This window comes from Leptospira idonii (genome assembly GCF_004770995.1).
GTDB lineage: Bacteria > Spirochaetota > Leptospiria > Leptospirales > Leptospiraceae > Leptospira_A > Leptospira_A idonii.
This window is the reverse complement of record NZ_RQHW01000031.1, coordinates 144642-170538: the sequence shown is the minus strand read 5'-3', so window position 1 is coordinate 170538 and position 25897 is coordinate 144642. Positions and strand designations below refer to the sequence as shown.

Below are 25897 nucleotides of genomic sequence, written 5' to 3'. Positions count from 1 at the left end.
TTCCGGTTATCTTTGGATCAAACTAGGATGGTATCCTTCCGGAGCTTCAAAACCTAACAAATCTAAAACGGTTGCCGCTACGTTTGCGAGGCCGTAACTGGTAAGAGATTCGTTGAATTTGATTTTTGACTGAGGGTCATAAACTACGAAATGAACCGGGTTGAGAGTGTGACTTGTTTTAGGAATCGGAATGCCGTCTTTGGAATTTTGAGCGTTCCCTTTTTTATCCAATTGGTACATTTCGTCCGCATTTCCGTGATCGGCAGTGATGAGCATAACCGTGTTCGAATCGTCGCAGGCTTTTTTCAAACGCTCCAAACATTTGTCGAGATATTCCAAACCTTTTATTGTGGCGTTCATATTTCCCGTATGGCCCACCATATCTCCGTTTGCATAGTTCACTCTGAGGAAAGGGTATTTATGACTTTGAACGGCTTGGATCAAAGTGTCCGTGATCTCTTTCGCTTTCATTTCCGGCTTTTGATCGAAAGGAATGACGTCGGATTTGATTTCTTCATAAGTTTCCAAAGATTCGTTGAAGTATCCGGATTTGTTCCCGTTCCAGAAAAAAGTGACGTGGCCGTATTTCTGAGTTTCTGAGATTGCATACTGAGCTATTTTTTGATTGGCCAGATATTCTCCCATTGTTCTGTCTATGGCAGGAGGAGAAACTAAGTATTGTTTGGGGATAAACAAATCACCGTCATATTGCATCATCCCTGCATATTCCGTTTTAGGAAATCTGCCTCTTGGAAAAGGAGAAAATGATTCTTCCGTAAAGGCGCGGGAGATTTCAATCGATCGGTCTCCTCTGAAGTTGAAAAATATAACGGAGTCTCCGTCTTCTATAGTTCCTATAGGATTTCCTTTTTCATCAGCAATGACGAATGCTGGCAAGTATTGGTCGATGACTTTAGGATCTTCCTGATAAAGAGTTTCCAAAGCTTCACGAGCGGATTGGAATTTTCTTCCTTCTCCTAAAACATGAGTCTTCCATCCTCTTTCCACCATGGACCAATCCGCTTCATAACGATCCATAGTGATTTCCATTCTCCCTCCTCCCGAGGCGATGGAAATATCCAAACCGCTGTCGTTGAGTTCTTTGATATAGGTTTCGAAAGGGGTTAGATAGTTTAACGCTGATTTTTCGGGAACGTCTCTTCCATCCAAAAGGATATGAAGGCGGATTTTTTTTACGGATTCGGATTTTGCAGCGTCGATCATGGCCCTGAGATGATCGATATGACTGTGGACGTTTCCATCGGAAAAAAGACCTAAAAAATGTAAGGTGGAGGATTTCGATTTTACGTTATCAATTAATTTTTTCCAGATAGGACCTTGGAACATTTCCTTCGCTTCGATGGACGCACTGACAAGTTTGGCTCCCTGATCGAAAATTCTCCCGGAACCCAAAACATTATGACCTACTTCCGAGTTTCCCATGTCCTCGTCGCTGGGCATTCCAACGGCAGTTCCGTGTGCTTTGAGATGGAGGGTCGGCCTGGTCGTCCAAAGATTTTTGAGGAGGGGCATATTTGCAGCTTCTACTGCGTTGCCATCTTTTATTCCTTGTTTGGTGAAACCGACACCGTCGAGAACGATCAGCAGGACTTGTTTGGCAAGAGGGCCTTGGGGATTTTTATTAAGAGATAACATAGATTAGATTCCTCTATTTTCTCCATTTTATCCTTCATTCCTGATTTTGCAACTGGAAGATGTCAAAAGGTGTGAGTTCGACAGAGATAGGCAAGGGGTTCAAAAGTAAGTTGCCTTGGTTCGTATCGAATATATTCAGGCCCGGATTTTTAAAATCCGTATTCCCTACGATGAGTTTGCCTGAATCGGTAAGAAGAAGTCCGTTGAGACTGACTCCTACATTTCCGGGAATTTCTAGGAGAGTTCCTAGTCTTTGTCCTGTACTGGGGTTGAATGCTTGGACTGTTTTTTTGAATCCTGCATCTAAAACGGCAGCGTATCCTATCGATTCATCTTTGATTTGAAACGCTAAGATGTCTCCGTCTGCGGCAGCTTCCGAATAAAGTAAATTGGGGCGGAATGTGCGGGAAGGAAGGTGAAAGGCTACGATCCCTGCGTCGATTCTGGATAAAAATCCCACATATCCCACACAGGATATGATGAGATATGGTTCTCCGAAGATTGTTTTTTTCACGATCTTTGCGGAAGGGTTTCTATAAGGAAGAGTATAAACTCTGATGACCTGATCCAAGTTCATATCTATTTCCAATAAATAAGAATCAGAGTTAGGTGGGAAGTATCCGCTTACGTCGTTTCGATCCAACCTTTGCAGTGTTAGGAAAAGACTGGATTCATGTTGGATCATTTGTGTTGCTTCCACATAAGCGTCCGGAGTTCCAGAGGAAGAATAAGTTTCTTTGTAAGGTGCAAGTGAAATTTGATTTTGCAGAAGTCCTGTGTTTGCATTATAGATGGGAAGCGCATCCGAATTGTAAAGACTCACGTAATATTTATTATTCCATACGGATACATCTTGCGGATTTTTTCCCTGACCTACGCTGAAGTCTTGTTCGGTGATAAAGTTGAGTGCAGGATTTAAAACTTGAATGGTATCTCTGTTGAGTCTATTGACTACATAAACTTTGTTGTTTATGAATCTTCCTACTGCGTCCGAGTGGATGGAGACGGATGTTGGAAAAGTAGTGAGAGAATTCGGTTCGAAGGATTTGAATCTTCCGCCGCTGCTGAAATCGGTTGTGATGACTCCGATCGAAGTGGGAGAGGCAAGAAGCATTAGAAATTGCAGAAAATCGGGCTTTTGGATTTCCAATCGACTGCAGTTTGCGATACAAAGACAGAAGCAGAGAAAACCGATGATTCTTTGGGAAAGACTTGTAGTTTTAGAATATGGATTTTGTCTTTGAAGATTTGCTTTCATTAGAATCTATAACTTCCCGTTAAATACAAACTTCTTCCCGGCAGAGGATATCCTACGAAATCTTCCACTTGTTTATTCAATATATTTCTGACTTCGAAAGTGATCAGAAATTCCCGATTTGTTTCCGGATCTTTGTATGGGATCCATGTCACATAACAATTGTATATTTGTCTGGCAGGAAGGTATCCGAAATATTCGTTGGTTCTGTCTCTGAAATTGGCTCCGATATAAAGATATTCCAATCCTATTTCCCCCCAATTTTTAAAATATGAAACCAAAAAACTTCCTTGGCTTCTGGAGCGAAGAGGGAGGTATTTGCCGTTGAGGGAAGGGGCTTCGGATGTATTTTTTGCATCTTGGAATGTATATTGTAAATTGAATTTCCAACCTTTCGACCAAATGATGGTATTGCTTGTTTCCACTCCTCTGATGTATGCGGAGTCTACGTTTTCCGGTCGCAATGTGAATTGAGAATTCGGGAGGAATAGAATCATATCGTAAATTCTTTTTCTAAAGTATGCGATTTCCGAATCGATCTTCCATTCCGAAAAAAGTCTAGCTTTTAAGTAAAGTCCTATGTCTCCGTTGCGGCTCATCTCCGGTTTTAAGGAAGCGTTTCCTACGATCGTTCCTCTTTCTCCGAATAACTCTAAGAAGCTGGGAATTCTGAATTCTTTGCTGATGTTTCCTTGGATTCCCCATTCTCGGTTTTCTTTTTGTTCCAGAATCCACTTGGCTCCCAAACTAGGGTTTGTGAATTTTTTTTTGGCCTCGAACTGATCGACAAGAGGGTCGTTGATTTGATTACGAATCGATGTTAAATCTTTACCGAAACGATCCTGATAGGAGTCCCAACGAATCTGAGGGACTAGGAAAAATCTATTTTTAAACAGTCTGATTTCGTCCTGGAATTGAAAACTTTGGTAATCTCTTCTTTTGGAAGGTTCTTTCGATTCCGTTTGGTGGTCCGGTGTTTTCCTGAGTCTTGTAAAAAACTCTTGTTCTGCATTTGCAGAAAATCTTAAAACTTGATAGTAATCTAACAAATATACGGTGGGGGTGATTTGCGCACCGTATTGGTTGATCTTTGTTTCCGAATCAGGTTGGCCGGATGTGAACTCGCTTTTAGGGTCGTAGAGATCGTCTTTGGAGTGATTGTAAAATGCTTTCGATTCGAGATTGATATTATTGAAAAGAAATTCTTTCGTATTTGTGGAAACTGCTGTGGATAGTTTCGTGAATTTTCTTTCTACGGATTCCGTTTGTCTGTTTCCAGGCCCTGGCAGTCCTTGTCTTCTATATAAGTAATCGTTGAATATGGCTAATGTGGTTTTGCCTAGTTCTAGGTTGAGATTTCCTGTGAACCCTCCTTTTTCGTATTGTGCGTTTCTTCTTCTGTCTATGCTATCATCATAGGTATTGTAGAGCAATGTGCCTTTGTTGTTGAAGTAACTGAAGTTTTGGTCCGACTTTTCACCTAGCGCCTGTATGAAGTAAGATCCGTTGGAAAAAGAATCCATATGTGTAACTGTTGATTTTACCGTACGAAATGAACCGCCTTGTAATGTTACCCTGGTCGCAGGCTTTGTGATCTTCGCTTTGGAGACCAGGTTGATGGAACCTCCGATGCTCGATCCGGAAAACCCTGCAGGCGTGGAAGATTTATATATTTCGATTTTATCCAAATTGTCGAAAGGCAAATCGGCTAGATTGATTTCCCCTCCTTGCGAATTATTCAACGGAATTCCGTTCCAATAGACCCTTGTTTGGTTCGGGTTCGTGCCTCGAATGGATAGGGTGGAATAGGATCCTAATCCTCCGTATTGGCGGATGCGGACTCCTGCTTCCCTTTCCAATATTTCCGGTAAGGAACTGTATCTATTTTGAGATGCCTCTAGTTTGATCTCTTTCTGAAAGGAGGTTGGGTTTTTTTTAAAGTTTTCGTTTTCTGTTGTGTTTTCGACTTCACCCCTAACTTCGATTTGTTTATCTTTGCTAGGCTCCTGCGCAAATAAGCTATTTGCGGCTAAGTATCCTGCGAGAATGACTGTTAGAGCATGAACAAACTGATTTTTCGCAAATTTCATGATAAAGCAAAGCCTTGAGGCTTTACTAAAAGGGATAATGGCAGATTGGTAGCGGTTTTTCCGATGTCAATTTTGATTTATAAGCGAAAATGAAAGCTTCGTTTTTGTTTGAATAGATGGAATCTTATATGATAGGAGATGGGTGAGTAAGTTGTCGGAACTCTTACTACTTTCTTCTTCCTTGCAAATCGCTCCCACTCCAATAGAAGACTTATAATAAAAGTTCTAGAGACCCTAAACCCATTTGCAATCAACCCTATCTGCGCCCACTCTCGGTCACTAGGCCGGCAATGAACCCGCCTATAACCTTTCCGCTTATTTCTGTACTCTTGATAGTGAATCCTCAAATTCTTTTTTTGCTTTAAATTGCTAAGATAGTCCATTAAGGAAGATTTATGTTTTTCGATCAGATGGTGCAATAGTCCTTGGAATTGTTTGCGATTTCTCAGTAAATTCCTGCGAAGGAAATGAGCCGAGGCGGGAGATAAAAGCAAAGTAGAAACGGCAGTGCGGTAGCGGCTTGTATCTTCTTCGAATTCCCAAACAAAAGACTCCATGACTCGATTTAGAAAGAGTATAAAACCAGTAAATGGGCCTAAAAAATAGAGGACTTGCGATCCGTTTATTTCATTTTTGCACCAATGAAGAAATATGATGTTTTCGGAGTGGGTAACGCACTCGTAGATATAATCGCTTTTATAGATCCCAATTTTCTAACAAAGCAAAAGATCGATAAGGGGATCATGACGTTAGTCGATGAAACCAGACAAGGCAGAATACTTGCAGATTTAAGTGAAGTGAAAAAAGAACTCCGCTCCGGAGGAAGTGCCGCTAACACAATGATTGCGATCGCAAATTCCGGAGGAACATGTTGTTACACAGGAAAAGTGACAAAAGACACATACGGCGAGTTCTATAAAAAAGATATGGAAGAAGCGGGAGTGTTTTTTGAAACCACGCCCGACGCAAACGGGCATACGGGAACATGCGTGGTGCTTACAACGCCGGATGCGGAAAGAACTATGCTCACATCCTTGGGAATATCCACTTCCTTAACACCGGAAGACATAGACATCGAAAGACTAAAAGCATCTCAATACGTATATGTAGAAGGATATTTGTGGGACGGAGATTCTACAAAAAAAGCAAGCGAACTCACTATGAATTCTGCGAAAGCAAACAATGTAAAGGTGGCATTTACCTACAGTGATCCTTTCTGTGTGAACCGATCCAGAGACGAATTCATCCGACTCACAAAAGATTACGTAGACGTAGTATTTTGCAATACGGAAGAAGGACTTGCTCTCAGCGGAAAAAAAGATCCTGCCGAAGCAGTCGCCTATATAGGAACACTCTCTCCGATGGTATTTATGACTGCAGGAAAAGAAGGCGCTTATGTGGTGGAAAACGGAAAAGTCGAATTGGTTCCGGGCTTTCCTGTAAAGCCGATCGATACGACAGGAGCGGGAGATGCGTTCGCCGCAGGAGTTCTATACGGGCTCACACACGGATTTTCTCCAAAGAAAGCTGCCAGATGGGGAAACTACGTTGCTTCTCGAATCGTGCAAGAAGTCGGTCCAAGGCTATCCGTCCGCTTGATGGGAAGACAAGACGAAATTCTACAAGGTTTTAAAGATTAATTTTTGATAATCAAAGTTAGGTGTCTATATCAACCTAACTTTGGTATGTTTGCTCCCAAAGAGAATGAATCTTTGCGGTGATTTCCAAGGGAGCAAACGGTTTTTCGATCACACCGATCGCACCTCTTTTCTGATATTCTTGAATTTCATTCTTCTGAACTCTGGAAGTGATGAATGCGACGGGAATCCCTTCCGTTTCAGGAAAAATCTTCAGTTCTTCGATGAGTTCTAATCCGTTCATACCAGGCATCAAAACATCCAAAAGAATCAAATCAGGTTGCAGGATGATCGCTTTTTGTAATCCTTCCGGCCCTGTTTTTGCGAAATGAAGACTGAAATCGGAATTGAATTCGATCGCGATCCTGAGGATCTCGATGATATCTTCCTCATCTTCCACGATGAGAACTGTCTTTAACTTGCGATTGATGGAACTCATTGATTGGCACCCATCCCTTGGGCAAAATTTCCGAAATGATTTGTTTCATATAAAGGAAGTTTGATGATGAATGTGGAACCATCCGAACCTGTTTCGAAATCAATCGTTCCTTTCATCGCTTCCACAAAACCTTTTGTGATAGAGAGTCCGAGCCCTGTTCCTCCCACCAATTTATCCTTAGGAGGAGCTCCTTGCGTAAAACGATGAAAGAGTCTCGGCTGAAAAACAGGATCAATCCCCGGACCCTTGTCCGAGACTTTGATATAAGCTTCGGAATCTCCTCTTCCTACCAGGATCATCACTTCCGAATACTTAGGAGTGTATTTCACCGCATTCGAAATCAAATTCGTGATGCAGTGGTTCAATCTGTCCTCATCCACAAACACGGTAATGGACTCGGCTTCCTTCACATAGTTCAAAAGAACATGATATTGTTCCGCAAACGTCCTCATTCCGTCGATGGAAGTTTGTACGATCTCTTCTAAAAAATAAGATTTATATTTGAAATTGATGTTTCCTGAATCCAAGGCCTCAATGTCGAGAAGATCCGTAACGAAGCGAACCAATCTGAGAGTGTTTTTTCTGCAAATATTGAGAAGAGACTTTGCCTGATTGGAAAGCTCTCCTGCGACACCACCTATTAAAAGTTCAATGGCTCCTTTCACCGAAGTCAAAGGAGTTCTTAATTCATGGCTGACCAAACTGATGAATTCGTTTTTGAGTTGTTCCGTTCTTTTTCTTTCCGTAATGTTTCGGATGATGGCAAGAACTTCATCGTTCCCGCTTTTTGCGATCCTTGCTTCGTAAAACTTGGTTCCGTCGTACTCTTCTTTAGAATATTCTACCGTTTGTGTAAGATCTAAAGTCAATACTTGAAAGATCATGCTTCGAATGGAATCCAACCGGTCTTCCGGAAACAACGATTCCATTGTATTGAACATTCCGTCCGTATTTTGTGCAGGCGTTTCCCAATCCGCAAAATCGGGGAACATCTTATAGTCGATGACTGTCCCGTCCTTATGGATTCGATAGAGTTTGTCAGGAATGGAATTGAGGATCGCTCTGTTTTTGGAAACGGCACTTTCGTAGCCTTTTTCCACTTTTTTCTGAGAAGTGACCTCTTTACCCAAAATGAAAATATATTTTTCGGAAGGGTGAACGGATAAATCGTACCATCGTTCCGTATCCTGATGCACTTCTTCGAACTGCATCCCTCTCTTTTCGTTAACTGCGATTAGTATTTTTTTGCCGATTTCACTGTCTTTGACCTGTGGAAATAATTCCCAAATTTCTTTTCCGATGATTTGAGAACTTTCCATGCCGACCATTTCCAAAGCACGAGAGTTGAGATAAAGATAAGTCCAATTTGTATCTAAAATGAAAACGGAATCTCTAACGGTTTCCAAAATTCCGTACAGATAGGGAGGGGTGATTTTCTCCCAATTTTTTAAAAGAAGTTGCTTTGCTTCTACAAAGCTTGGCTCATCTTTGAAAAAGCCTTTGATTTTTTCGAAAAATTCGTTCATAGGTGCAAATATAGCTAAAGTAAAACCAGAGTTATGATACAAGTCAGCAATTTATCTAAATTTTACGGCGAAAAACGAGCCATCACCGGCCTAAATTTCAAATTGGAAAAAGGGGAAGTTGTTGGCCTCCTCGGCCTGAACGGAGCCGGAAAAACCACAACCATCCGAATTCTTGCGGGATTTCTCATTCCCAGTGCAGGTGATGCTCAGATCGACGGAAAATCCATCTTTGAACATCCCTTAGAAGCAAAACAAAAAATAGGATATCTTCCCGAATCTCCTCCTCTTTATGAGGATTTGACCATATTCGACTATTTGCAGTTTGTCGGTCGTTTGAAGAAAATCGAAGAGTCCGTATTAACCGAAGAAATCCGAAAGGTTTTGGAAAAAACGAATCTTACCGAGGTCAAAGACAGACTGATCGTAACGTTGTCTCTCGGTTACAGAAAAAGAGTGGGCATCGCTCAAGCCATATTAGGAAATCCTGAAGTTGTGATTATGGACGAACCGATCTCAGGATTGGATCCGAAACAAATCGTAGAAATCAGAAACTTAATCCGCAGCCTTGCAGGAGATCATACGGTTCTTATTTCCAGTCACATCCTTTCCGAAATCTATAAAACCTGCGATAAATTCCTCTTCATCCATAAGGGCGCCCTTAAACAAGAGTTAAGTTTGAAAAAACTGGAAGAAGAAATGGGAAAATTAGCAGGATGGGAGATCGGTCTTTCCGGAAAAACCAAACAAGAACTGGAAGATTATCTCAAATCACAATTAGGTGGTTCTGATAGTCTGGCCTACAACGGATTGTTTTCAGAAGAACATATATTCTTAGTGAAAACTTCCGATCCTAAGGCTTTTAAGGAAAAACTTTTTACGACTGCCATTCCTTCCGGAATTCAAATCGAATCTCTGAAAAAACAGGAAGTTTCTTTGGAACAAATCTTTATGGAGAAAATATGAACTGGCAAATCGCTGTTTGGATATATAAAAAAGAATTAAAGTTATTTTTCGGAACATATATGGGTCCTCTTGTTTTGGGAGGCACAGCTTTTCTCAATGCTCTTTTTGTGATGATTTTAAACTTCAGCGGAAGAGCCAATTACGAAGAAGCGACCGTAGTCACATTCCTTTCCTTTATGACGACAATTCTTATCTCCATGATCATCATCTCTATGGGATCGATCGTAGAGGAAAGAAATAAGGGAACTCTTGAATTGTTGTTTACAAGCCCTATCACGGACGTAGACATCGTGCTCGGTAAATTTCTATTCGGTGTTACTATCTGTGCGGTCATCACTGTTTTCGTAAACGGTTTGTTTCCTATTATACTTTATTCCTATTGGCAGGCTCCTTTCTATATTGTTGCATCCGGCACAGTAGGAGTCTTTCTTTTGGGGATCTTCACATACAGTGTGGGGCTTTTCGGATCCAGTCTGGGGAAAAATCAAATGATCTCTCTTTTGATTTCCGTACTCATCATACTCACTCTTTGGGTTGTGGGGTATTTTTCCCATCTATTTCAGGCAACGACAAGAAAGATATTGTTTCATCTTCATATCTTCTCCCATTTCTTTAATTTCTCGAAGGGAGTTCTTCCTTTGACTGGAATCGTATTTTTTCTTACAGGTTCCTTTTTGTTTTTATATCTTACCGTGAAAGTACTCGAATCCAGAAGATGGAGAGGATAATCAATGTTAGTTTCTTTGGATAGAATTTTCCCTTTTTTAAGCGTAATTTCCTTATTCTTATTTTTTCTATTGGATGGAATGGTGACCGATCCTGCCAAACGAATGGCTTGGCTTTTTATCGTTTTCGTTTTTTTGGTATCCGATTTTCTTTACAGACTCATCGTACATCGCATTCGCAAAGAAGACCAAAATCGATACTTAGGAACGGCTTTGGGCGTTCTTGCATTCGTTTTTTCCTTGCTGAGAGATTATCTGGATTCTGCAAGTGTTGCAGGAGTTAACTCACAAGCCAGTTCCATTCCCAAAATCAGGGAATTTCTTCTTCTTTTGACGGTTGTGTTCTCTTTAGCGTTTTTGTTACAGATTGTACTGATTGAAATCGGAAAGTCTTCTTTGGAAGCGCAGAGCAATCTTTCGAAAGCGAAAAGTTCTTTGTTGCAAAATGCCGTATTGGGTTTTCTCTTCGTTCTCCCTCTGATCGTAGCGTTCAATTATTTTGCGATCAAAAGGAATTATAATTTCGATCTCAGTTCGAAAGGAAAATTTTCCCTTTCTCCTATTTCCAGAAATTTACTGAAACAAATCAAAAAAGAAACCACCATAACCGCATTTTATCCCAGACCTTTGGAAGCGGATGGACCGGCGAACGGAGATAAGTCGAGTTCCTTGGCACTCACTCGTGTTCGTCCTGATATAGAAATCCTTCTGGATCAGATCAAGGCGGAAAATCCTCTGCTCACGGTTACCTTTATCAATGCGGATGTGGAAACCGATTTATTGAAAGATTTCGGGCAGGCATCCAACGGAACGATCTTAGTTCGTTCTAAAAAAGCATCTCTTTTGGACAGTCTCACACCGTTTGCTGAAGAAAAGGTTTTTGCGAAAGATCCTGCAGACTTGGAAGATCTGGAACGAAAATTGATGGCGGCGATCTTCAACGTTTCTACGGAACAGAAAAAAATCTATTTCACTTCCTCCAACGGGGAAAGATTCGGATTGGGATTCAAATCCCTTCCGAACGAACAAGTGAACCGCTTCACAACTAATTTACAATTTTTGAACTTTAACATATCCGAATGGGGTTTTGCACAAGGCTGGCCTTCCGGTTTTCCTAAAGATGCCGATTTGGTCGTGATTTTAGGACCGACCATTCCTTTCTCCGAGGAAGCCAGGGAAGAAATCAAAAACTATGTATTGAAACAGAACGGAAAAATCTTTATCACTGTGGAACCTAAAGGAAAAGAAGATTTCTCCTGGCTTTTGGGAATTTCCGGGCTGAAATACAAAAACGAAGTTTTGGTGGAAAGATCCGAAAAACCGGGATTCATCCTTGCTAGAAAATTTTCCGAAAACAAACTCACTGACCTTCTTCCCAAAAAAGATCTAGGAGTCTTATTTCCCTATAGCGGATATTTGGTGACTGAATCTTCAGGAACCGCACCTTTTCAATTTAAGTCCGAAAATCTGTTGGAAACAGGGTTTGAAATTTTTGCAGATGGGAACGGAAATTCAAAGATGGATGGAGACGAAAAAAAGGAGAACCTGCTTCTTTCCGTCCTTCTCACTCCCGTATCTTTGACGGGAGAAAAAACAGGAAAGATCATCCTGCATTCCGGAACTTCCTGGATCACCGATCAATTCATAGTATATGCGATGAACGGACATTTTGCGAATGCCGCAGTGACCGGATTATTTCAAGATACGGGGATTGCCGAGATTCCTCCCAAGAAGGATGAAATCCAGACCATCAGTCTCTCCGACAATCAGAAGTTAATCGTTTGGGCCATAGGAGTGTTTCTTTATCCGGGACTCATCTTGGGACTCGGTTCTTATTACGTTCATTCCAGAAGAAAAAAATCATCAGTGGAAGTATGAAAAATAAACTTATCCTAGTCGTTACTGCTTTCGTATTTCTATTTTTTCTCTTTTTCTTTTTGGAAGAGAAAGATGAAAACTTAACAGAAGTTAATTTTTGGAAAACAAATTGGAAAACTGCGTTGTATTCTCCACCTAAAGAAACTTGGTGCGGAGAAAAAGAACCGGGTTTTGCAGAGAATCCTTTGTTGTTTCGTCTTTTCGAAAGAGGCTGGAAAAAACCTCCCGTTTTTTCCGTATCTCAAGAAGATCCTGCAACAAAAACCCTCATCACTTACGAAGGTAACTTCAACGTAAAGAATACTTTCTCGGATCTAAGCGTTCTCAAAACGAAGTTCATAGAAAAATCAACCGAATCGGTTTTGGAATCTTATTGTTTGAAGGAAGATGCGCCTAATCTCAATTTATCTGAAGACCTTTCCGATGTATCCTTCTCACCTAAAGAAGGAAAAATCATTTATTTCGGTAAAAAAATCGCTTCCGATTCTTCCAGAGTTTCTGCCAGAGTTGAAGAAGAGATTTTATCTCCTTACTCCTATTTGGCGGATAAATTCAGAACGAAATCTGTTGCCTTTCGGGAAAGGCAATATATACAATTTAGCGGCGGTTATTTGACTTCTTTGGAATTTTCAGGGCAAGGGATGAAGATTCGTGCGGAGAACCGAGCGAAAAAAAATCAATACGATACTTATGTGAACCAATGGAGTCGCCCCACTCAGGAAAGAATCGTGCTTTCTCCCGATGTAGGAAACAATTGGGAAACCCAAAGTAAAAATCTCAGAGCCGATCTTTATCCGGACGATGAATCCGGTCCCGGTTTTGCTTTCGCTAAAACATCCACCGAATCGGAGCCGGAAGCAGTATTCGTTGCGGAACATTCCACAGGGTATCGTTGGAAGGTGAAGTTTTATCCTAAAGCGGAATGGAACGGGCAGATCTATCGTCCTGTTCTGAGAGAACTTTCTCCTTATTTCGAAGAAAGCCCTAGTTTTGTGAAGGAAGAGACCTTTCAAAATTTCATCCAAGCGACCTTAGGTGTGAAAAATGCTTCCCGCTTTGAACGCCCCAATCAGAAAATCCAATAAGGTGCAAAATTCGAATTCATTTTCTTCCCGTATGGACTTGGTCCGGGACGTTTTTTTCTCTCCCAAGTCCGCTTTTGAATCCTTTTTCCAAAAGCAGGATTTAGGAGGAAGAGACTTATTCTTAATCCACATTCAATTGGCGGCACTTGGAATTATATCCAAGTTTGTCGGGAACTTGATTCAGATCTTCGTTCTAAAAGTCACGACGGACGATGAAGACACTAAAATCACTTTATTGCAAGGTGTGTTCGCGGTATTCGTATTTTATTTTGCGGTGATCGTATTACTTCGATTACTAGATAGTTTCCGCATCTACCATAAAATGAGAGACCGTTTGAAGGATTGGCAGGGCCCGGAACCTCATGTGTTTGCGATCTCTTTTATTCCTTTTTCAACGACTGCTGTATTTTGGTTTCTTCCCGCACCGTTTCCTTTGTTGTTTATTGCGTTAGGCGGTCTTTATTCCCTCCAACTCTCCTATATGTTTTTATCCATGATGAGAGGATGGACATCTTTCGATTTTCTATTCTTTTTCATGAAGGCTCTTCTCTTCTTTCTATTTTTAGCGGCCTTTCCACTTCTCGTTTACAATATAATTAGGACGGTAGTCTTTTGAAAATTTTCCTCGTTGGAATCGGCGGGATCGCCATGGGCAATCTTGCTTATATGTTGAAAGAAATCGGCCATGACGTATCCGGCTCCGATCAGAATCTGTATCCTCCCATGTCCGATAAACTTGTGGAATGGGGTCTTGCACCTAAATCCGGTTATATGAAGGAAAACGTAAAAGATGCCGATTTAGTGATCATCGGAAATGCGATTTCGAGAGGAAATCCGGAAGTGGAAGAGGTTCTCAACTCGGGAAAAGAATATATGAGTATGGCCCAGGCGATAGGGCATTTTTTTCTGAAAGGCAAAAAGCCGATCGTGATCGCAGGAACTCACGGAAAAACCACCACCACATTTTTAACTCACTGGATTCTTTCCCAAATCGGAATGGAACCCGGTTTGTTCGTGGGAGGGATTCGTAAAGACGGTCACCCTGGATTCGCTCTGGGGAAAGGGGAATATTTCGTGATCGAAGGGGACGAATACGATTCCGCCTTCTTCGACAAAAGTTCCAAGTTTTTACATTACAGACCCTTCTATCTAGTGTTAAACGCTTTGGATTTCGATCATGCCGATATCTTCGCCGATTTGGATGCGATTAAAGTCATGTTCAAAAGACTTTTAAATTTGGTTCCCAGTGCAGGAAAGGTTTTGTTTTGGAAAGGATCCAAAAACCTAAATTCCATTTTGGAATCTTACAAACATGCACCTACGGAAGCATTCGAATTGAGCGACAAAAACTCTGTATTCAAATACGAAAAAGGGATATTGACCGATTTAAAAACCAAATTGAAGTTAAAACCTTCTTTGATCGGTGCACATAACTATAGAAATGCGGAAGCTGCGGTTCGAATCTGTCTGGCAATCGCTCCCGAAAAAAGAAAGGAAATCATCGATGCTTTTCTGACCTTCCCTGGAGTAAAAAGAAGACAAGAGATTTTGATACAAAATGAAAATAGCCTTCTTGTTGAGGATTTTGCACATCATCCTGTCGCCATTCAGGAAACCATTCGTGCCCATAAGGAAGCATATCCGGGATACAAAATCATCTCCCTTTTCGAACCGAGAAGTGCCACTTCCCATAGAAATGTGTTTCAGGACGATTTTGCCGCTTCCTTTAAAGGCTCCGATTTGACTTTGATTACGGAAGTATATCAAGTAAACAAAGTGTCCGCTAAACTTAAATTAAACGTGAAAAAGTTAGTGAAGGATACTTCCGGGAAAACCAAAAAGCCCGCATTGTATTGCAAAGATCCGAAAGATCTGCTCTCGTTAGTGACGAAAGAAATCAGTAAGTTCGATAAATCCAAATTGATCGTTCTTGCCATGTCCAACGGAGCTTTCGGAGGAATTTATCCCGAGTTGTCCAAACTCGTTTTAGAAAGAGAAATCAAATGAGCCTGACCCAAGAAATAGAAAACCTAATCAAAGAAGCGGAAGCTGCCGTAATCGCATCGAAATCCGATGAAGAATTGGATCAGAATAAAAACAATTTTATCGGTAAAAAAGGAAAACTAACATCTGTTCTTAAGGGACTTGCTTCCTTAAGTGTTGAAGAGAAAAAAACGACAGGGAAACTTGCTAACGAGGCTCAAGTAAAGATAGAGTCTTTCGTAGAAGCACAAAGAAAAAAAATCAAAGAAGAGTTTTACGAAGTAAAACTGAAGAACGAATTTTTCGATTCTTTAAAATCCCTTCCTCCTTTGGAAAGAGGCACTCTTCACCCTATCTCTCAAATTCAATACGAAATAGAAGATATATTCACATCTATGGGTTTCTCCATTATGGACGGACCGGAAGTGGAAACCGATGAAAACAATTTCGGAGCTTTGAATTTTACGGAAGATCATCCTGCGAGAGATATGCAGGATACGTTTTATACTAAAGACGGAAATCTTCTTCGTACTCATACATCCGCCATTCAAGTTCGGGCGCTTCGTAATTTAAAACCTCCTTTCCGAATCATCGCACCGGGAAGAGTGTTTCGTTACGAAGAAGTGGATGCTTCTCACGAAAATACTTTCTATCAAGTGGAAGGTATGGTTGTAGGAGAAGGGATTTCCATCGCTCATTTGATTTACACGATGGAAACTTTGTTGTCTCGTATCTTCCGTAGAGAAGTAAAAACAAGACTTCGCCCAGGATACTTTCCTTTCGTTGAACCTGGATTCGAATTGGACATCAACTGTCTTGTTTGTGAAGGAAAAGGTTGTTCCGTATGTAAACAATCCGGCTGGTTGGAACTTCTTCCTTGTGGATTAGTACATCCTAATGTATTAGAACATGCAAAGTTGGATTCTAAAAAATGGTCAGGCTTCGCATTCGGATTGGGACTGGATCGTCTTGTAATGATGCGTTACGGGATCAACGACATCCGCTATTTCCAATCCGGAAACCTGAGATTTTTGAATCAGTTCTAAACTAAAACGGACTGCAGAATCGAATTTTTATTCTGCAGTTTCACTTTGGTTTCTCCCAATCTGATCCCTTCCGCGGATATAATTTCTTTCCCTTGGGAATCGTAAAGATTGGTGAGTATCATAGAACCTCCCTTTGTTTGAACAGCGCATAAAAGATAGGGAGGCTTTTTTTCTCCTCCCGGATTAAAATTCACAGTCGTTGCGGAAAGAATGAATCCTTCTTCTCCCTCTTTTCCTTGGGGAACATTGACGGAGATCGTTCTTGTGATGTTTGCCTTTCTTTTTGGTTTCCTTGGAAGTTCTTTTGAGAAGATAATCACCGAATTGATGCTGTCGATTCCCCCGTTTCCTCCAAGTAAACTTACGTTAGGTGTTTTTTCGAGGCGGTTAGGAATGGGATCTGCCGCAAGGCCGTATTGGCTTGTTACGTCTATGAGTCCCGCAGCGCCGGAAAGAGACATTGCCGCTTGATAGTTGAGGATTCCTCCTCCTAAGTTGATGGGGATTTCTTTGTTGCCGACGGGAACTTTGCCCTTCCTAAGAGAAGCGGCCACTTCTTTGGGAGATTTTCCGAAGTAATGGCTTGTTTCCGTAACGATCATCCCCGTAAAACAGTCGTAAATCCATGCGTAGTCCAGATCTTCTCTTTCCCATCCTGAGATGGAAAAAGCTCTTTCTGCTGCGATTCCTGAAGGGCTGGCAAGATCTTTCTTTTGGGTGAAATATTCCGCATGAATACTGTGTCCCGCACCGGTAAGATACACATGGTCCGCATCTTTTCTAATTGCCCCTTTTTCGATTAACTCTTGTTTTTTTGCTTCCGTAGTGATCAAAGTCGCAAAACCGTGATCGGTAACGATGGCGATCATTGGTGTGGAGTAGGGGCCTGCCAAATGTTTCTTTAATTGTTTGTCAGTAAGTTCCTTTTCGTATTGAAAAGCTCTCTTGTTTTTGACCGCATAACTGCGGAATACTTTTGTGATTTCCTCGAAGTCTTCGGAATTGACTCCCGAGTCTTTCATCATTCTTTCCGCAAGAAGGGCATAGAGACCGATGAGTGTGGAACCGTAAGGGATTTCCCAATCTTTATGGCAGACGGTCGCAGTGAGTCTTTTTAGATCGGAAACTTGTTTGAAAACGGATTTAGGAATGTCCGCCGCTGCAACCAAAACCACCGAATCAGGGTTAGCTGAAACGATCGTATAGGCCTGTTGTAAGGCTCCCCCTACGCTGGCTCCTCCCAGATCCACCGTATGACAAGCGATTCCCGAGAAACCCAAATCGTTCGCATCTCTTACGGAATAACCGTACCCTTCCCTGCCTAAGGATTGGGCTTCGATGGAAACGAAATCGGTCAGAAAGGGTGCGATTTTGCTGCGATCTGTTCCCAGAAAACCGAACAGTTTGTCTACGGAACGAAATAGAATTTTATAATACTTTTCTAAAGAAGATGCGGCTTTGTATTCTTCCGCATCGAATTCGGATTCAATTGTATCGGCAGCGCCGAGAAGAATAGGGGTCATTTTTCCAAAGGAAAATCAATTGTCCATACTCATCAAGGCATTCATTCTAAAATCTTGTATGATTTGTTTGCATTGTTCAGAAATGCGATTCAAACATACTTCGAACCTTCTGCTTCCGTAGGTGGCATACGCTTTCGGATAATCCCTTTCGTTGATGTTCGCCATTAGATCGGGATTGATTCTGTTTTTTGAGACAAGATCTTGGATGGAGGTGTATATGTTTTTTAAAGCCAAACAACCTTCTTTCAAAAGATTTTGAGAAGCCTTTTCCACTAGGATCGCATTTCCATTGGCATCTAACATACTTTTAATGAGTTCTTGAATTTTCAAAGAAGGAAGACCTCTTCGAATCACTCCGATTCTTTCTATTTGTAGAACCGCATCCTGCAAAAAGGAATATTCAGGTGTTCCCTTAAAGATTAGAATCAAAACGGGAAGTTCCGTTTCCGCAAAGTCGGCCATCGCTCCGTAAAAATAACGAAGCTCCGTTTTTGCCATAGGATGAAAGTCTATCTTTTTATAATTGGCCAGCTTCTCTATGGATTCATCCATGATGCGGTTGAGTGTCTGCGCTTTTTGGGCTTCTTTCTTTGCGACGATTTCTTGGAACTTGCCTTTGAGTTGCTCCAGGAAAACCACTTCTTCGGATAAAAATTTTCCGATGTTTCCGCGCATCTGTAAAATTTGAAGATAACGTTTTTCGAATGCTATTGAGTCGAATGCCTTCGGATTGAGTTTGCCGTGCTCTTTGTATTCGTTTCTGATTTTTTCGAGAATCGCTTTTGTTTCTGCTTCTGAGAGTTCTTTATTCATTTTTGTTTTTTCCAGTTATCAACCTCCATAATGGTTTTGTCCAAATCTTGAGAGAAATACAAAGAAGCGTTCTTCGCATCGACATACATTAGTTGGTTGGGGTATTGCAATTGTTTTACTTGGCTGTCAGATTTTAAGTTTAGAATATTCATTAATTGTAAACTTAGTTTTTTTAAATCCCTCACGATGATTTCCGTGAACCTCTGCATTTCGAAGAGATGAAGGTTGTCCAATTTTTCCTTATCGGAGTCGATGGTTTTCATTTCTTCCCTTTTGTCTGCAGGAGCTTTAGAGATGTAATATGTAATAGGACGAGGATAAGAGGTCATTTCTTTATGCAAATCGATCATTTTATCGATGACCTCGAAAACCTGGGCTTCCATTTCCCTGGCTAGGTTTCCTACTATGTTTTTGTTTTCGGAAGGGTCCCCTGTGATTTCGAAAATACGGGAAGATTGCAGGTTTTTGATGATTGCGTTCGCTCTCTCTTTATAGGTCCCCAAAACCTTGATGAAATGCTCCACCAAAACATGAGGAGAACGGTATTCTGTCTTTGAGGAAGGGGCTAAGTTGGTAAGTACCACATCTTCTTCCAGAGGATTTGCTTTTCCTGAGGGTTCGGATATGGAGGATTGAGCCGCTAGATCCTCATCCGTCATGATATTGAGATCGATGTCTCCTTCCAAAAGTGTCTGTTCGAGGGGAGGGGAAGAAGGATTTTGTGGTACCTCCGTCACATCCTTAGGTAAAACTTTGCTTTCTTGCTTAGGAATCGGGGTTGTTTCCTTATTTTCCTGTTTGGGAGAGGAGGATTCCTGGTTTTGATTTACGATCTCATAGCTTTGGTTAGAGATGATTTTGATGATTTCGATTCTTCTGGTTTCTTTATTGAATCTGAGGGCATAACGATTGTTATCGCTATCGACGTATCGTTGATTGATTTGAGAAATGGAAAGTTTATTCGGATCGATTTCTGTGATCGATCCAATGCGAATATAATTATGTTTTCCTTTTTCCGGTGTCACAGTCGTAGTATATCCAGCAACGCTTCTGTAAAAGCATAAGAAAGAAGTAAATTTGGGTCAACTTCGTTCTCGAATGACCTACTGTATAATGTGAAAAAATCAAAACGAGAAAGAGAGACTCTTTCATGATGCAATGGAGAAGATTCGCTTCTTTGCCAATGACTTTGTTTAGGAAGTCTCAATCCCCATAGGGCCAATCTTAAGATTAACCCTAAATCCAGATGTTTTTCCGAAAGAATTTGTGCCAATTCCCGGTCGATTTCCAGCAGACAGTAAAACATAGGCCTCTCCTGGAAAAAGAGGAGGAAAAGAAAGGAAATGGAACGATTTTTTTAATGATTCGCCTTGACCCTACGACAGGTACTCAAAAGATTAGTAAAAATTCCTCGAAGGGGACATTCCTTGGCTAATTTAAGATCCTCCAAAAAAGACATCCGACGCACAGAGCGCCGCAAAGCACGTAACGCAGAAGACAGAACTGAAATTCGTACTTATGCTCGTAATTTACTAAAAGCTATTAAATCCGGAAACAAAGAGGAAGCTCTTGGTTTCTTCTCTAAGTATTCTTCTCGATTGGATCGTGCTGCAAAAATCAATCTCATTCACAAAAAAAACGCTGATAGAAAGAAAGCTAGAATGGCTGCAAGAATCAACTCTCTTGCTCAACCTGCCGCCTAACTAAACTCACTGCTTAGCTAAAGAATGAGAGGCCGCTTTCTGCGGCCTTTTTTGTTTCTCCTACTTTTTCGTTACAGATTTTTCCATTTGTTCTAAATCTTTAAAATTTCTAGACAGCAATCCCTTGCCGATTTTAATGGCATTACAGAACGGGCGATTAGCTCAGCTGGGAGAGCAGCTGCCTTACAAGCAGCGGGTCGGCAGTTCAATCCTGTCATCGCCCAATCCGTTTTTCTTTTTTTATCTTTCCATCCGGGTATCCCGCCCGTTTTTCCTTCTTATCACTTTTTTTCAAAATAAACTTCAGCGCAATTGTTGTTCTTTTCTCCATTTCTGTGGTACCTACCGCACTCCCCCTCCTTTGAAAAGGATAGACTTTCCCCCCAGAACCACCAATTTGGATAGGAATCTATGAGAATTTCCAGAGAATACGACCTTTCCCGCCTGATGATTTCCATTTCGGGAGTGAGGGGAAAGATTGCCAACGGTTTGGGTTTAGGAGAGGCGCTTTTGTTCTCTCAGTCCTTCGCAACGATGATGGAGCAAGGAACGGTTGTTATTGGAAGGGATTCTCGACCGAGCGGGCCTTATCTGGAACATCTTTTGACTTCCGCATTACTTGCGAACGGATCTTCCATTTTAAATTTAGGTTTGGTTCCCACACCTACCACAAAGGCTGTCGTAAACTTGGCAAAGGCGAGAGGCGGAATTATGATTTCCGCATCTCATAATCCTATGGAATGGAATGCATTTAAGTTCATTTCCAAAGGAGGATTTTTCTTCAATGCGAAAGAAAACGAAACCTTGCTCAATCTATTGAAACATTCCCAATTCGCTCCCGAGATCATTCATCCTAAGTCGTATGTGGAATCGGGAGAAGATTATATCGATCTTCATATTAAGTCCGTTCTGTCTCGAGTCAATGTACCTAAAATAAAAAAGAAAAAATTCAAAGTCTTCGTAGATGCTGTGGGCGGAGCGGGTTCTTACGTAATTCCTGCCTTATTGCGCACGTTAGGTTGCCAGGTGATCGAACACAACTGCAAACCGGACGGAACTTTTCCTAGACCTCCGGAGCCGACTCCTGCCGCACTCAAATCCGTGGAAAAACATTTCAAAAAGTCGAAAGCGGAAATCGGTTTCGCTTTGGATCCGGATGCGGACCGACTAGTTTTATTCACTCCTAAAAGAGGAGCGATCTCTGAAGAATTGACTCTTCCTTTGGTGCTTAAGAACGTTCTTTCCGATTCGAAAAAGGGAAGTAAGGTGGTCGTAAATTTATCTACCAGCTTTCTGAACGAACATGTTGCGGAAACTTTCGGTGCGAAGGTGATCCGTTCCAAAGTAGGGGAAGCCAACGTAGTGGAAGAGATGATTGCCGAAAAGGCAGTGTTTGGCGGAGAAGGAAACGGAGGAGTGATTGATCCGAAAATTCCTTCTTTCGGAAGGGACACTTTGTCTGGAATCGCACATATTTTAAATTTGATGGCGGAAGAGAAAAAAACGATCGATGAACTCGTTTCCGAACTTCCATCCATCCACATGGACAAACAATCCTTTCCTTTGTCCAAAGAATATTCCCTGAACGATTTGTACGATAAATTCGTAAGCGGATTCGGAAGGGCAACCATCTCCAAAAAGGACGGCCTTTGGCTGTCGGAAGGGGATACGTGGATTCATATTCGACCATCTAACACTGAACCGATATTCAGAGTCATAGCGGAAGCCAAATCAGAAGCGAAATTAAAAGAAACCTTAAAGAGGGTGCAAACATGTGTGGAATCGTAGGTTATTTGGGCAAAAGAGAAGCCCTTCCCGTAATTATCAAAGGTTTGAAAAGACTGGAATACCGTGGTTATGACAGCGCCGGTGTGGCGATGTTAAACGGTAATTTGGAAATCGTCAAAAAGAAAGGAAAAGTTTCCGATTTGGAAGCTGAAATCGGTACTAAAAAACTGGATGCTACTTTGGGAATCGGACACACTCGTTGGGCGACTCACGGAGAGCCGAACGATAAAAACGCTCACCCTCATTCCAGTGCAGACGGAAAACTTGCCATCATTCACAACGGAATCATCGAAAACTACTCATCCATCAAGAAAGAATTGGAGTTAAGCGGTCATGTGTTCAAATCGGACACAGATTCCGAAGTGCTAATTCATTTGATCGAGGAAATCAAACGCCAAAATCAATGTTCTATCGACGAAGCGGTGAGACTCGCATTGAACGAAGTTGTAGGCGCTTATGCCATCGTGGTTTTATCCAAAGACGATGACCGTATGATGATCGCCGCTAGAAAAGGTTCTCCTCTCGTAATAGGGATTGGAGAAGGCGAATTTTTCGTGGCTTCCGATGCAACACCTATCATCGAATATACGAACAACGTAACGTATTTGAACGACAGAGAAATGGCAGTCATAAAAGACGGAAGCCTTACTGTTAAGAACTTGGAGAATGTCACCAAAACTCCTTTCATTCAAAAACTGGAATTGGATTTGGAAGATATCGAAAAGGGCGGTTATCCTCATTTTATGCTCAAAGAAATCTTTGAGCAGCCTAAATCCGTTCGGGATGCGATGAGAGGAAGACTCGTTTCCAGAGAACATCATCTGTTCATGAGCGGAATGGATCAGTATCTGAATCGTTTCATCAATGCGGACAGACTTATATTGATCGGCTGCGGTACTTCTTGGCATGCAGGCCTGATCGGAGAGTATCTATTCGAAGAACTTTCCAGAGTTCCCGTAGAAGTGGAATATGCTTCCGAGTTTCGTTATAGAAACCCGGTAGTGAGAGAACAAGATATCGTGATCGCAGTCTCTCAATCCGGCGAAACTGCGGACACTCTGGCCGCCATCGAACTTGCGAAGTCGAAAGGCGCTTTGATTTTCGGAGTCTGCAATGTGGTGGGATCTTCCATCGCTCGTATAGCGGACGCAGGCGCTTATCTGCATGCAGGTCCTGAGATAGGTGTAGCTTCCACAAAAGCATTTACTTCTCAAGTTACGATTTTGGCGATGATGGCAATGTATCTGGGACTGAAAAAAGGCACCATATCCATGAGTCAATACCAAGAACTATTGTTAGGTTTGGATTCCATACCGGATAAGGTAACTAAAATACTTTCTAAAGCGGACGAGATCCTTACCATTTCCAAATCGTTCTACCAAGCTAGAAATTTCTTATATTTGGGAAGGGGTTTCAATTTCCCTGTGGCCTTGGAAGGCGCTTTGAAATTGAAAGAAATTTCCTATATCCATGCGGAAGGTTATCCTGCTGCGGAAATGAAACACGGTCCGATCGCACTTATCGACGAAGATATGCCTGTCGTATTTATCGCAACCAAAGATAGTTCTTACGAAAAAGTGATTTCCAACATTCAGGAAGTGAAGGCAAGAAAAGGAAAGGTCATTGCGATCGTTACGGAAGGGGATACGGAAATCAAATCGATGGCCGATTTCACTTTTGAGATTCCTAGCATTTCCGATGCGTTGGTTCCTCTTTTGGCTGTGGTTCCTTTGCAGTTATTATCTTACCATATAGCAATTCTTAGGGGATGTAATGTGGATCAACCTAGAAACCTTGCTAAATCGGTAACGGTGGAATAGTGTCCGTTTCCAAGACCATACTTATCGACGAAAGGAATCGGCCTAAGGTATTAGACCCGATTTCTCGGTTTCATTCTTTTTTCGAATGGAATCTGGGAGGATACAGTCTTCTTGATAAAATGAAGATGAAACATCCTTCCACAAAGATCTATTATGCGGGAAAGGATGTAGAATTCCAAAGATTGATTCTGCAAAGACATCCTGAAATTCTTCCTTTCAAGGAAATGGCTTATGATGAAACGATTCTTCCTGAAAATCATTTTCCTTGGGAATTGCAAAGAGTCGTCACTTCCTTAATAGAGGACAGTTTGAACTTCAATAAGGATTGGAAAAAGTTCAGACAAAAGTACAAAGTGAAGTCTTCCGGATTTCACGTAGTAGGAAAAGACAAACATCTTTACGTCCATCCGAATGCGGTCGTTTATCCGGGAGTGGTTTTCGATACTTCCGGCGGTCCGATCCTTGTGGATGAAGGTGTGAAAATTTCCTCCTTCAGTTTTTTAGAAGGCCCTCTTTACATCGGAAAATCTTCCCAAATCGACAATGCCAGAATCACGGGCGGAACTCTTATCGGAAACAATTGCCGTATCGGCGGAGAAGTAGAGAATTCGATCATTTTGGATTATTCGAATAAACATCACGAAGGGTTTTTAGGTCATTCTTTCGTTTCTAGCTGGGTCAATCTGGGTGCACTTTCCACTACGAGCGATCTCAAAAATAATTACGGAATCGTTAAACTCAAAACAGGCGATGTGGAAACGAATACAGGAACGATCAAATTCGGATCTATGCTCGGACCTTTTTCTAAGATTGCAATCGGAGTGATGTTGAACACAGGTTCTGTGACTGACATCGGATGTAATCTTTTGGACAGTCGTGTTTCGGGATATCAGTCTCCTTTCACATGGATCCGTTCCGGAGGGCATTACCGTCTGGAAGATTTTATCAACGATACTCGCAAAATAATGGCTAGGCGAAGTATCAATCTGCTTCCTTTCGAGGAGGAATACCTTCGTTCTCTCTATGTTAGTTTGGTGGACATAAAAATTTGAGCCCTTCTTTACAAGATCATATCAATTCGGGAAAATATGCGGAAGTGGAAGGAATTCGTTTCTTCTACAAGGAATCGGGAAAAGGAACCGAAATCATAGTGCTTTTGCACGGATTTCTCACTACTTCCTATAATTATAGAAAACTATTTCCTTTCTTAGAAGGGAAATATAAGGTGATCGCTCCCGATTTTTTAGGAATCGGACTTAGCGACAGACCATCTTCTCCTCTTTCGCATAGAATGCAGGCCTATTACCTCTATCGTTTTTTGGATCAAATCGCTTCCGAAAAAAAAGTGCATATCGTGGCCCACGACTATGCTCTTCCTATACTCGCTTTTCTTTTGAAAGAACATCCTGAAGTTGTAAAGTCTCTTACTATTTTGAACGGTTTTCTTAATCTTCCCAAATTCAGGTTTTATCTTCCTGTCAACTTGCTTCGTATTCCTTTGTTTGGTGCTCTTCTTTCCTTTTTGTTCCGTCCTCCTCTTCTTCGTTTTATCTACCAGGCTTTCCTTACGAAAAAAGATTTTGTCTTTGATGCGCAATGGGAGAAGGATCAGTTCGAACTTTTATTTACCGGGAAAAACAGAAAGAACAGTTTGGAATTTTTGAAGAACGTAGACAGGTCTTCTCATGCATTGAGAGATGTGGAAGACGGAGTGAAGTCTCTCGTGGGTCTTCGCCAAATCATCATAGGCGATTTCGATTTCAGAATCTCTCCTGCACAGACCGAATTCATCAAAGAAACCTTAAGAACCAGTGCTCTTATTTCTCTTCCATCCAAACATCTTCCTATGGAAGAATGTCCCGAAGAACTTGCGGAAAAAATCGATTACTTCATCGGTTCTTTCGCAAAAAAGAAAACCAAAACGTTTCATTTCTCCAGATCCAAATCCAATTCTGAGGAAGAATAAA

23 protein-coding genes and 1 tRNA gene are annotated in these 25897 nt (G+C 41.5%); 14 read left to right on the top strand and 10 right to left on the bottom strand.

What is annotated here, in order from left to right:
* Positions 1-6: 6 nt before the first annotated feature.
* The 4 genes from gpmI to EHS15_RS19505 all read right to left on the bottom strand — a co-directional run bounded on the left by gpmI (position 7) and on the right by EHS15_RS19505 (position 5558).
* Positions 7-1656, bottom strand: a complete 1650-nt coding sequence (gpmI, locus tag EHS15_RS09140) for a 2,3-bisphosphoglycerate-independent phosphoglycerate mutase (RefSeq protein WP_135760248.1) — start codon at positions 1654-1656, stop codon at positions 7-9.
* 34 nt (positions 1657-1690) lie between these two features.
* Positions 1691-2914, bottom strand: coding sequence for a hypothetical protein (locus EHS15_RS09135; RefSeq protein WP_246052015.1), 1224 nt, complete (start codon positions 2912-2914; stop codon positions 1691-1693).
* Positions 2914-5001: a TonB-dependent receptor plug domain-containing protein gene (locus tag EHS15_RS09130; protein WP_135760247.1), complete on the bottom strand. Its 2088-nt coding sequence runs from the start codon at positions 4999-5001 to the stop codon at positions 2914-2916. Before EHS15_RS09130 ends, EHS15_RS09135 begins: the two co-directional genes overlap by 1 nt.
* Positions 5002-5078: 77 nt before the next feature.
* Entirely contained in the window at positions 5079-5558 is a 480-nt protein-coding gene (locus EHS15_RS19505; protein ID WP_135760246.1) for a DUF1564 family protein, read from the bottom strand.
* An 84-nt stretch (positions 5559-5642) separates the two neighbouring features.
* Here EHS15_RS19505 and EHS15_RS09120 point away from each other — a divergent pair, with 84 nt between their 5' ends.
* Positions 5643-6641, top strand: a complete 999-nt coding sequence (locus EHS15_RS09120; protein WP_135760245.1) for an adenosine kinase — start codon at positions 5643-5645, stop codon at positions 6639-6641.
* Between the two features lie 34 nt (positions 6642-6675).
* On the opposite strand, the gene EHS15_RS09115 is transcribed toward EHS15_RS09120, so the two are convergent.
* Together EHS15_RS09115 and EHS15_RS09110 are read right to left on the bottom strand one after the other, a co-directional pair.
* Positions 6676-7077, bottom strand: a complete 402-nt coding sequence (locus tag EHS15_RS09115) for a response regulator (RefSeq protein WP_135760244.1) — start codon at positions 7075-7077, stop codon at positions 6676-6678.
* On the bottom strand, positions 7074-8603 hold the full coding sequence (locus EHS15_RS09110; RefSeq protein ID WP_135760243.1) for a PAS domain-containing sensor histidine kinase: 1530 nt from the start codon (positions 8601-8603) through the stop codon (positions 7074-7076). The genes EHS15_RS09115 and EHS15_RS09110 overlap by 4 nt, the downstream gene beginning before the upstream one ends.
* A 33-nt stretch (positions 8604-8636) precedes the next feature.
* Between EHS15_RS09110 and EHS15_RS09105 the strand changes: the two genes are divergently transcribed.
* Genes EHS15_RS09105 through pheS form a run of 7 tightly spaced genes read left to right on the top strand, consistent with a single transcriptional unit; the run spans position 8637 to position 16283 of the window.
* On the top strand, positions 8637-9566 hold the full coding sequence (locus tag EHS15_RS09105; protein ID WP_135760242.1) for an ABC transporter ATP-binding protein: 930 nt from the start codon (positions 8637-8639) through the stop codon (positions 9564-9566).
* Complete coding sequence (locus EHS15_RS09100) at positions 9563-10294, top strand: ABC transporter permease (protein ID WP_135760241.1); 732 nt, start codon at positions 9563-9565, stop codon at positions 10292-10294. Before EHS15_RS09105 ends, EHS15_RS09100 begins: the two co-directional genes overlap by 4 nt.
* Positions 10295-10297: 3 nt before the next feature.
* Entirely contained in the window at positions 10298-12169 is a 1872-nt protein-coding gene (locus EHS15_RS09095; RefSeq protein ID WP_135760240.1) for a motility-associated ABC transporter substrate-binding family protein, read from the top strand.
* Positions 12166-13254 (top strand): hypothetical protein, encoded by a 1089-nt coding sequence (locus EHS15_RS09090; RefSeq protein ID WP_135760239.1) that lies wholly within the window; start codon positions 12166-12168, stop codon positions 13252-13254. The genes EHS15_RS09095 and EHS15_RS09090 overlap by 4 nt, the downstream gene beginning before the upstream one ends.
* 31 nt (positions 13255-13285) lie before the next feature.
* A complete protein-coding gene (locus EHS15_RS09085; RefSeq protein WP_246052013.1) occupies positions 13286-13870 on the top strand; it encodes a hypothetical protein in 585 nt (194 codons plus the stop codon).
* Positions 13867-15261 carry a UDP-N-acetylmuramate--L-alanine ligase gene (locus EHS15_RS09080; protein WP_135760238.1) on the top strand — a complete coding sequence of 465 codons (1395 nt, stop codon included), beginning with the start codon at positions 13867-13869 and terminating at the stop codon, positions 15259-15261. Before EHS15_RS09085 ends, EHS15_RS09080 begins: the two co-directional genes overlap by 4 nt.
* The gene (gene pheS / locus EHS15_RS09075) at positions 15258-16283 is read left to right on the top strand and encodes a phenylalanine--tRNA ligase subunit alpha (RefSeq protein WP_135760237.1); all 1026 of its coding nucleotides are present in this window, start codon (positions 15258-15260) and stop codon (positions 16281-16283) included. Before EHS15_RS09080 ends, pheS begins: the two co-directional genes overlap by 4 nt.
* Here pheS and EHS15_RS09070 read toward each other — a convergent pair.
* Genes EHS15_RS09070 through EHS15_RS09055 form a run of 4 tightly spaced genes read right to left on the bottom strand, consistent with a single transcriptional unit; the run spans position 16280 to position 19925 of the window.
* Positions 16280-17806, bottom strand: a complete 1527-nt coding sequence (locus EHS15_RS09070; protein WP_135760236.1) for a thiolase family protein — start codon at positions 17804-17806, stop codon at positions 16280-16282. The genes pheS and EHS15_RS09070 overlap by 4 nt on opposite strands.
* Before the next feature lie 15 nt (positions 17807-17821).
* Complete coding sequence (locus EHS15_RS09065; protein ID WP_135760235.1) at positions 17822-18619, bottom strand: hypothetical protein; 798 nt, start codon at positions 18617-18619, stop codon at positions 17822-17824.
* Complete coding sequence (locus EHS15_RS09060) at positions 18616-19644, bottom strand: LIC_10450 family protein (protein WP_135760234.1); 1029 nt, start codon at positions 19642-19644, stop codon at positions 18616-18618. Before EHS15_RS09060 ends, EHS15_RS09065 begins: the two co-directional genes overlap by 4 nt.
* The gene (locus EHS15_RS09055; RefSeq protein ID WP_135760233.1) at positions 19641-19925 is read right to left on the bottom strand and encodes a hypothetical protein; all 285 of its coding nucleotides are present in this window, start codon (positions 19923-19925) and stop codon (positions 19641-19643) included. The genes EHS15_RS09060 and EHS15_RS09055 overlap by 4 nt, the downstream gene beginning before the upstream one ends.
* Positions 19926-20046: 121 nt before the next feature.
* On the opposite strand from EHS15_RS09055, the gene rpsT reads away from it, so the two are divergent.
* The 6 genes from rpsT to EHS15_RS09025 all read left to right on the top strand — a co-directional run bounded on the left by rpsT (position 20047) and on the right by EHS15_RS09025 (position 25896).
* Entirely contained in the window at positions 20047-20322 is a 276-nt protein-coding gene (gene rpsT, locus EHS15_RS09050; RefSeq protein WP_135760232.1) for a 30S ribosomal protein S20, read from the top strand.
* A gap of 151 nt (positions 20323-20473) precedes the next feature.
* A tRNA-Val gene (locus tag EHS15_RS09045) sits at positions 20474-20546 on the top strand.
* A 187-nt stretch (positions 20547-20733) separates the two neighbouring features.
* A complete protein-coding gene (gene glmM, locus EHS15_RS09040; protein ID WP_135760231.1) occupies positions 20734-22110 on the top strand; it encodes a phosphoglucosamine mutase in 1377 nt (458 codons plus the stop codon).
* Entirely contained in the window at positions 22095-23930 is a 1836-nt protein-coding gene (glmS, locus tag EHS15_RS09035) for a glutamine--fructose-6-phosphate transaminase (isomerizing) (RefSeq protein ID WP_135760230.1), read from the top strand. The genes glmM and glmS overlap by 16 nt, the downstream gene beginning before the upstream one ends.
* Complete coding sequence (locus tag EHS15_RS09030; protein WP_246052012.1) at positions 23930-24982, top strand: GlmU family protein; 1053 nt, start codon at positions 23930-23932, stop codon at positions 24980-24982. Before glmS ends, EHS15_RS09030 begins: the two co-directional genes overlap by 1 nt.
* Entirely contained in the window at positions 24979-25896 is a 918-nt protein-coding gene (locus EHS15_RS09025; protein ID WP_135760229.1) for an alpha/beta fold hydrolase, read from the top strand. Before EHS15_RS09030 ends, EHS15_RS09025 begins: the two co-directional genes overlap by 4 nt.
* The last annotated feature ends 1 nt before the right edge of the window (position 25897 follow it).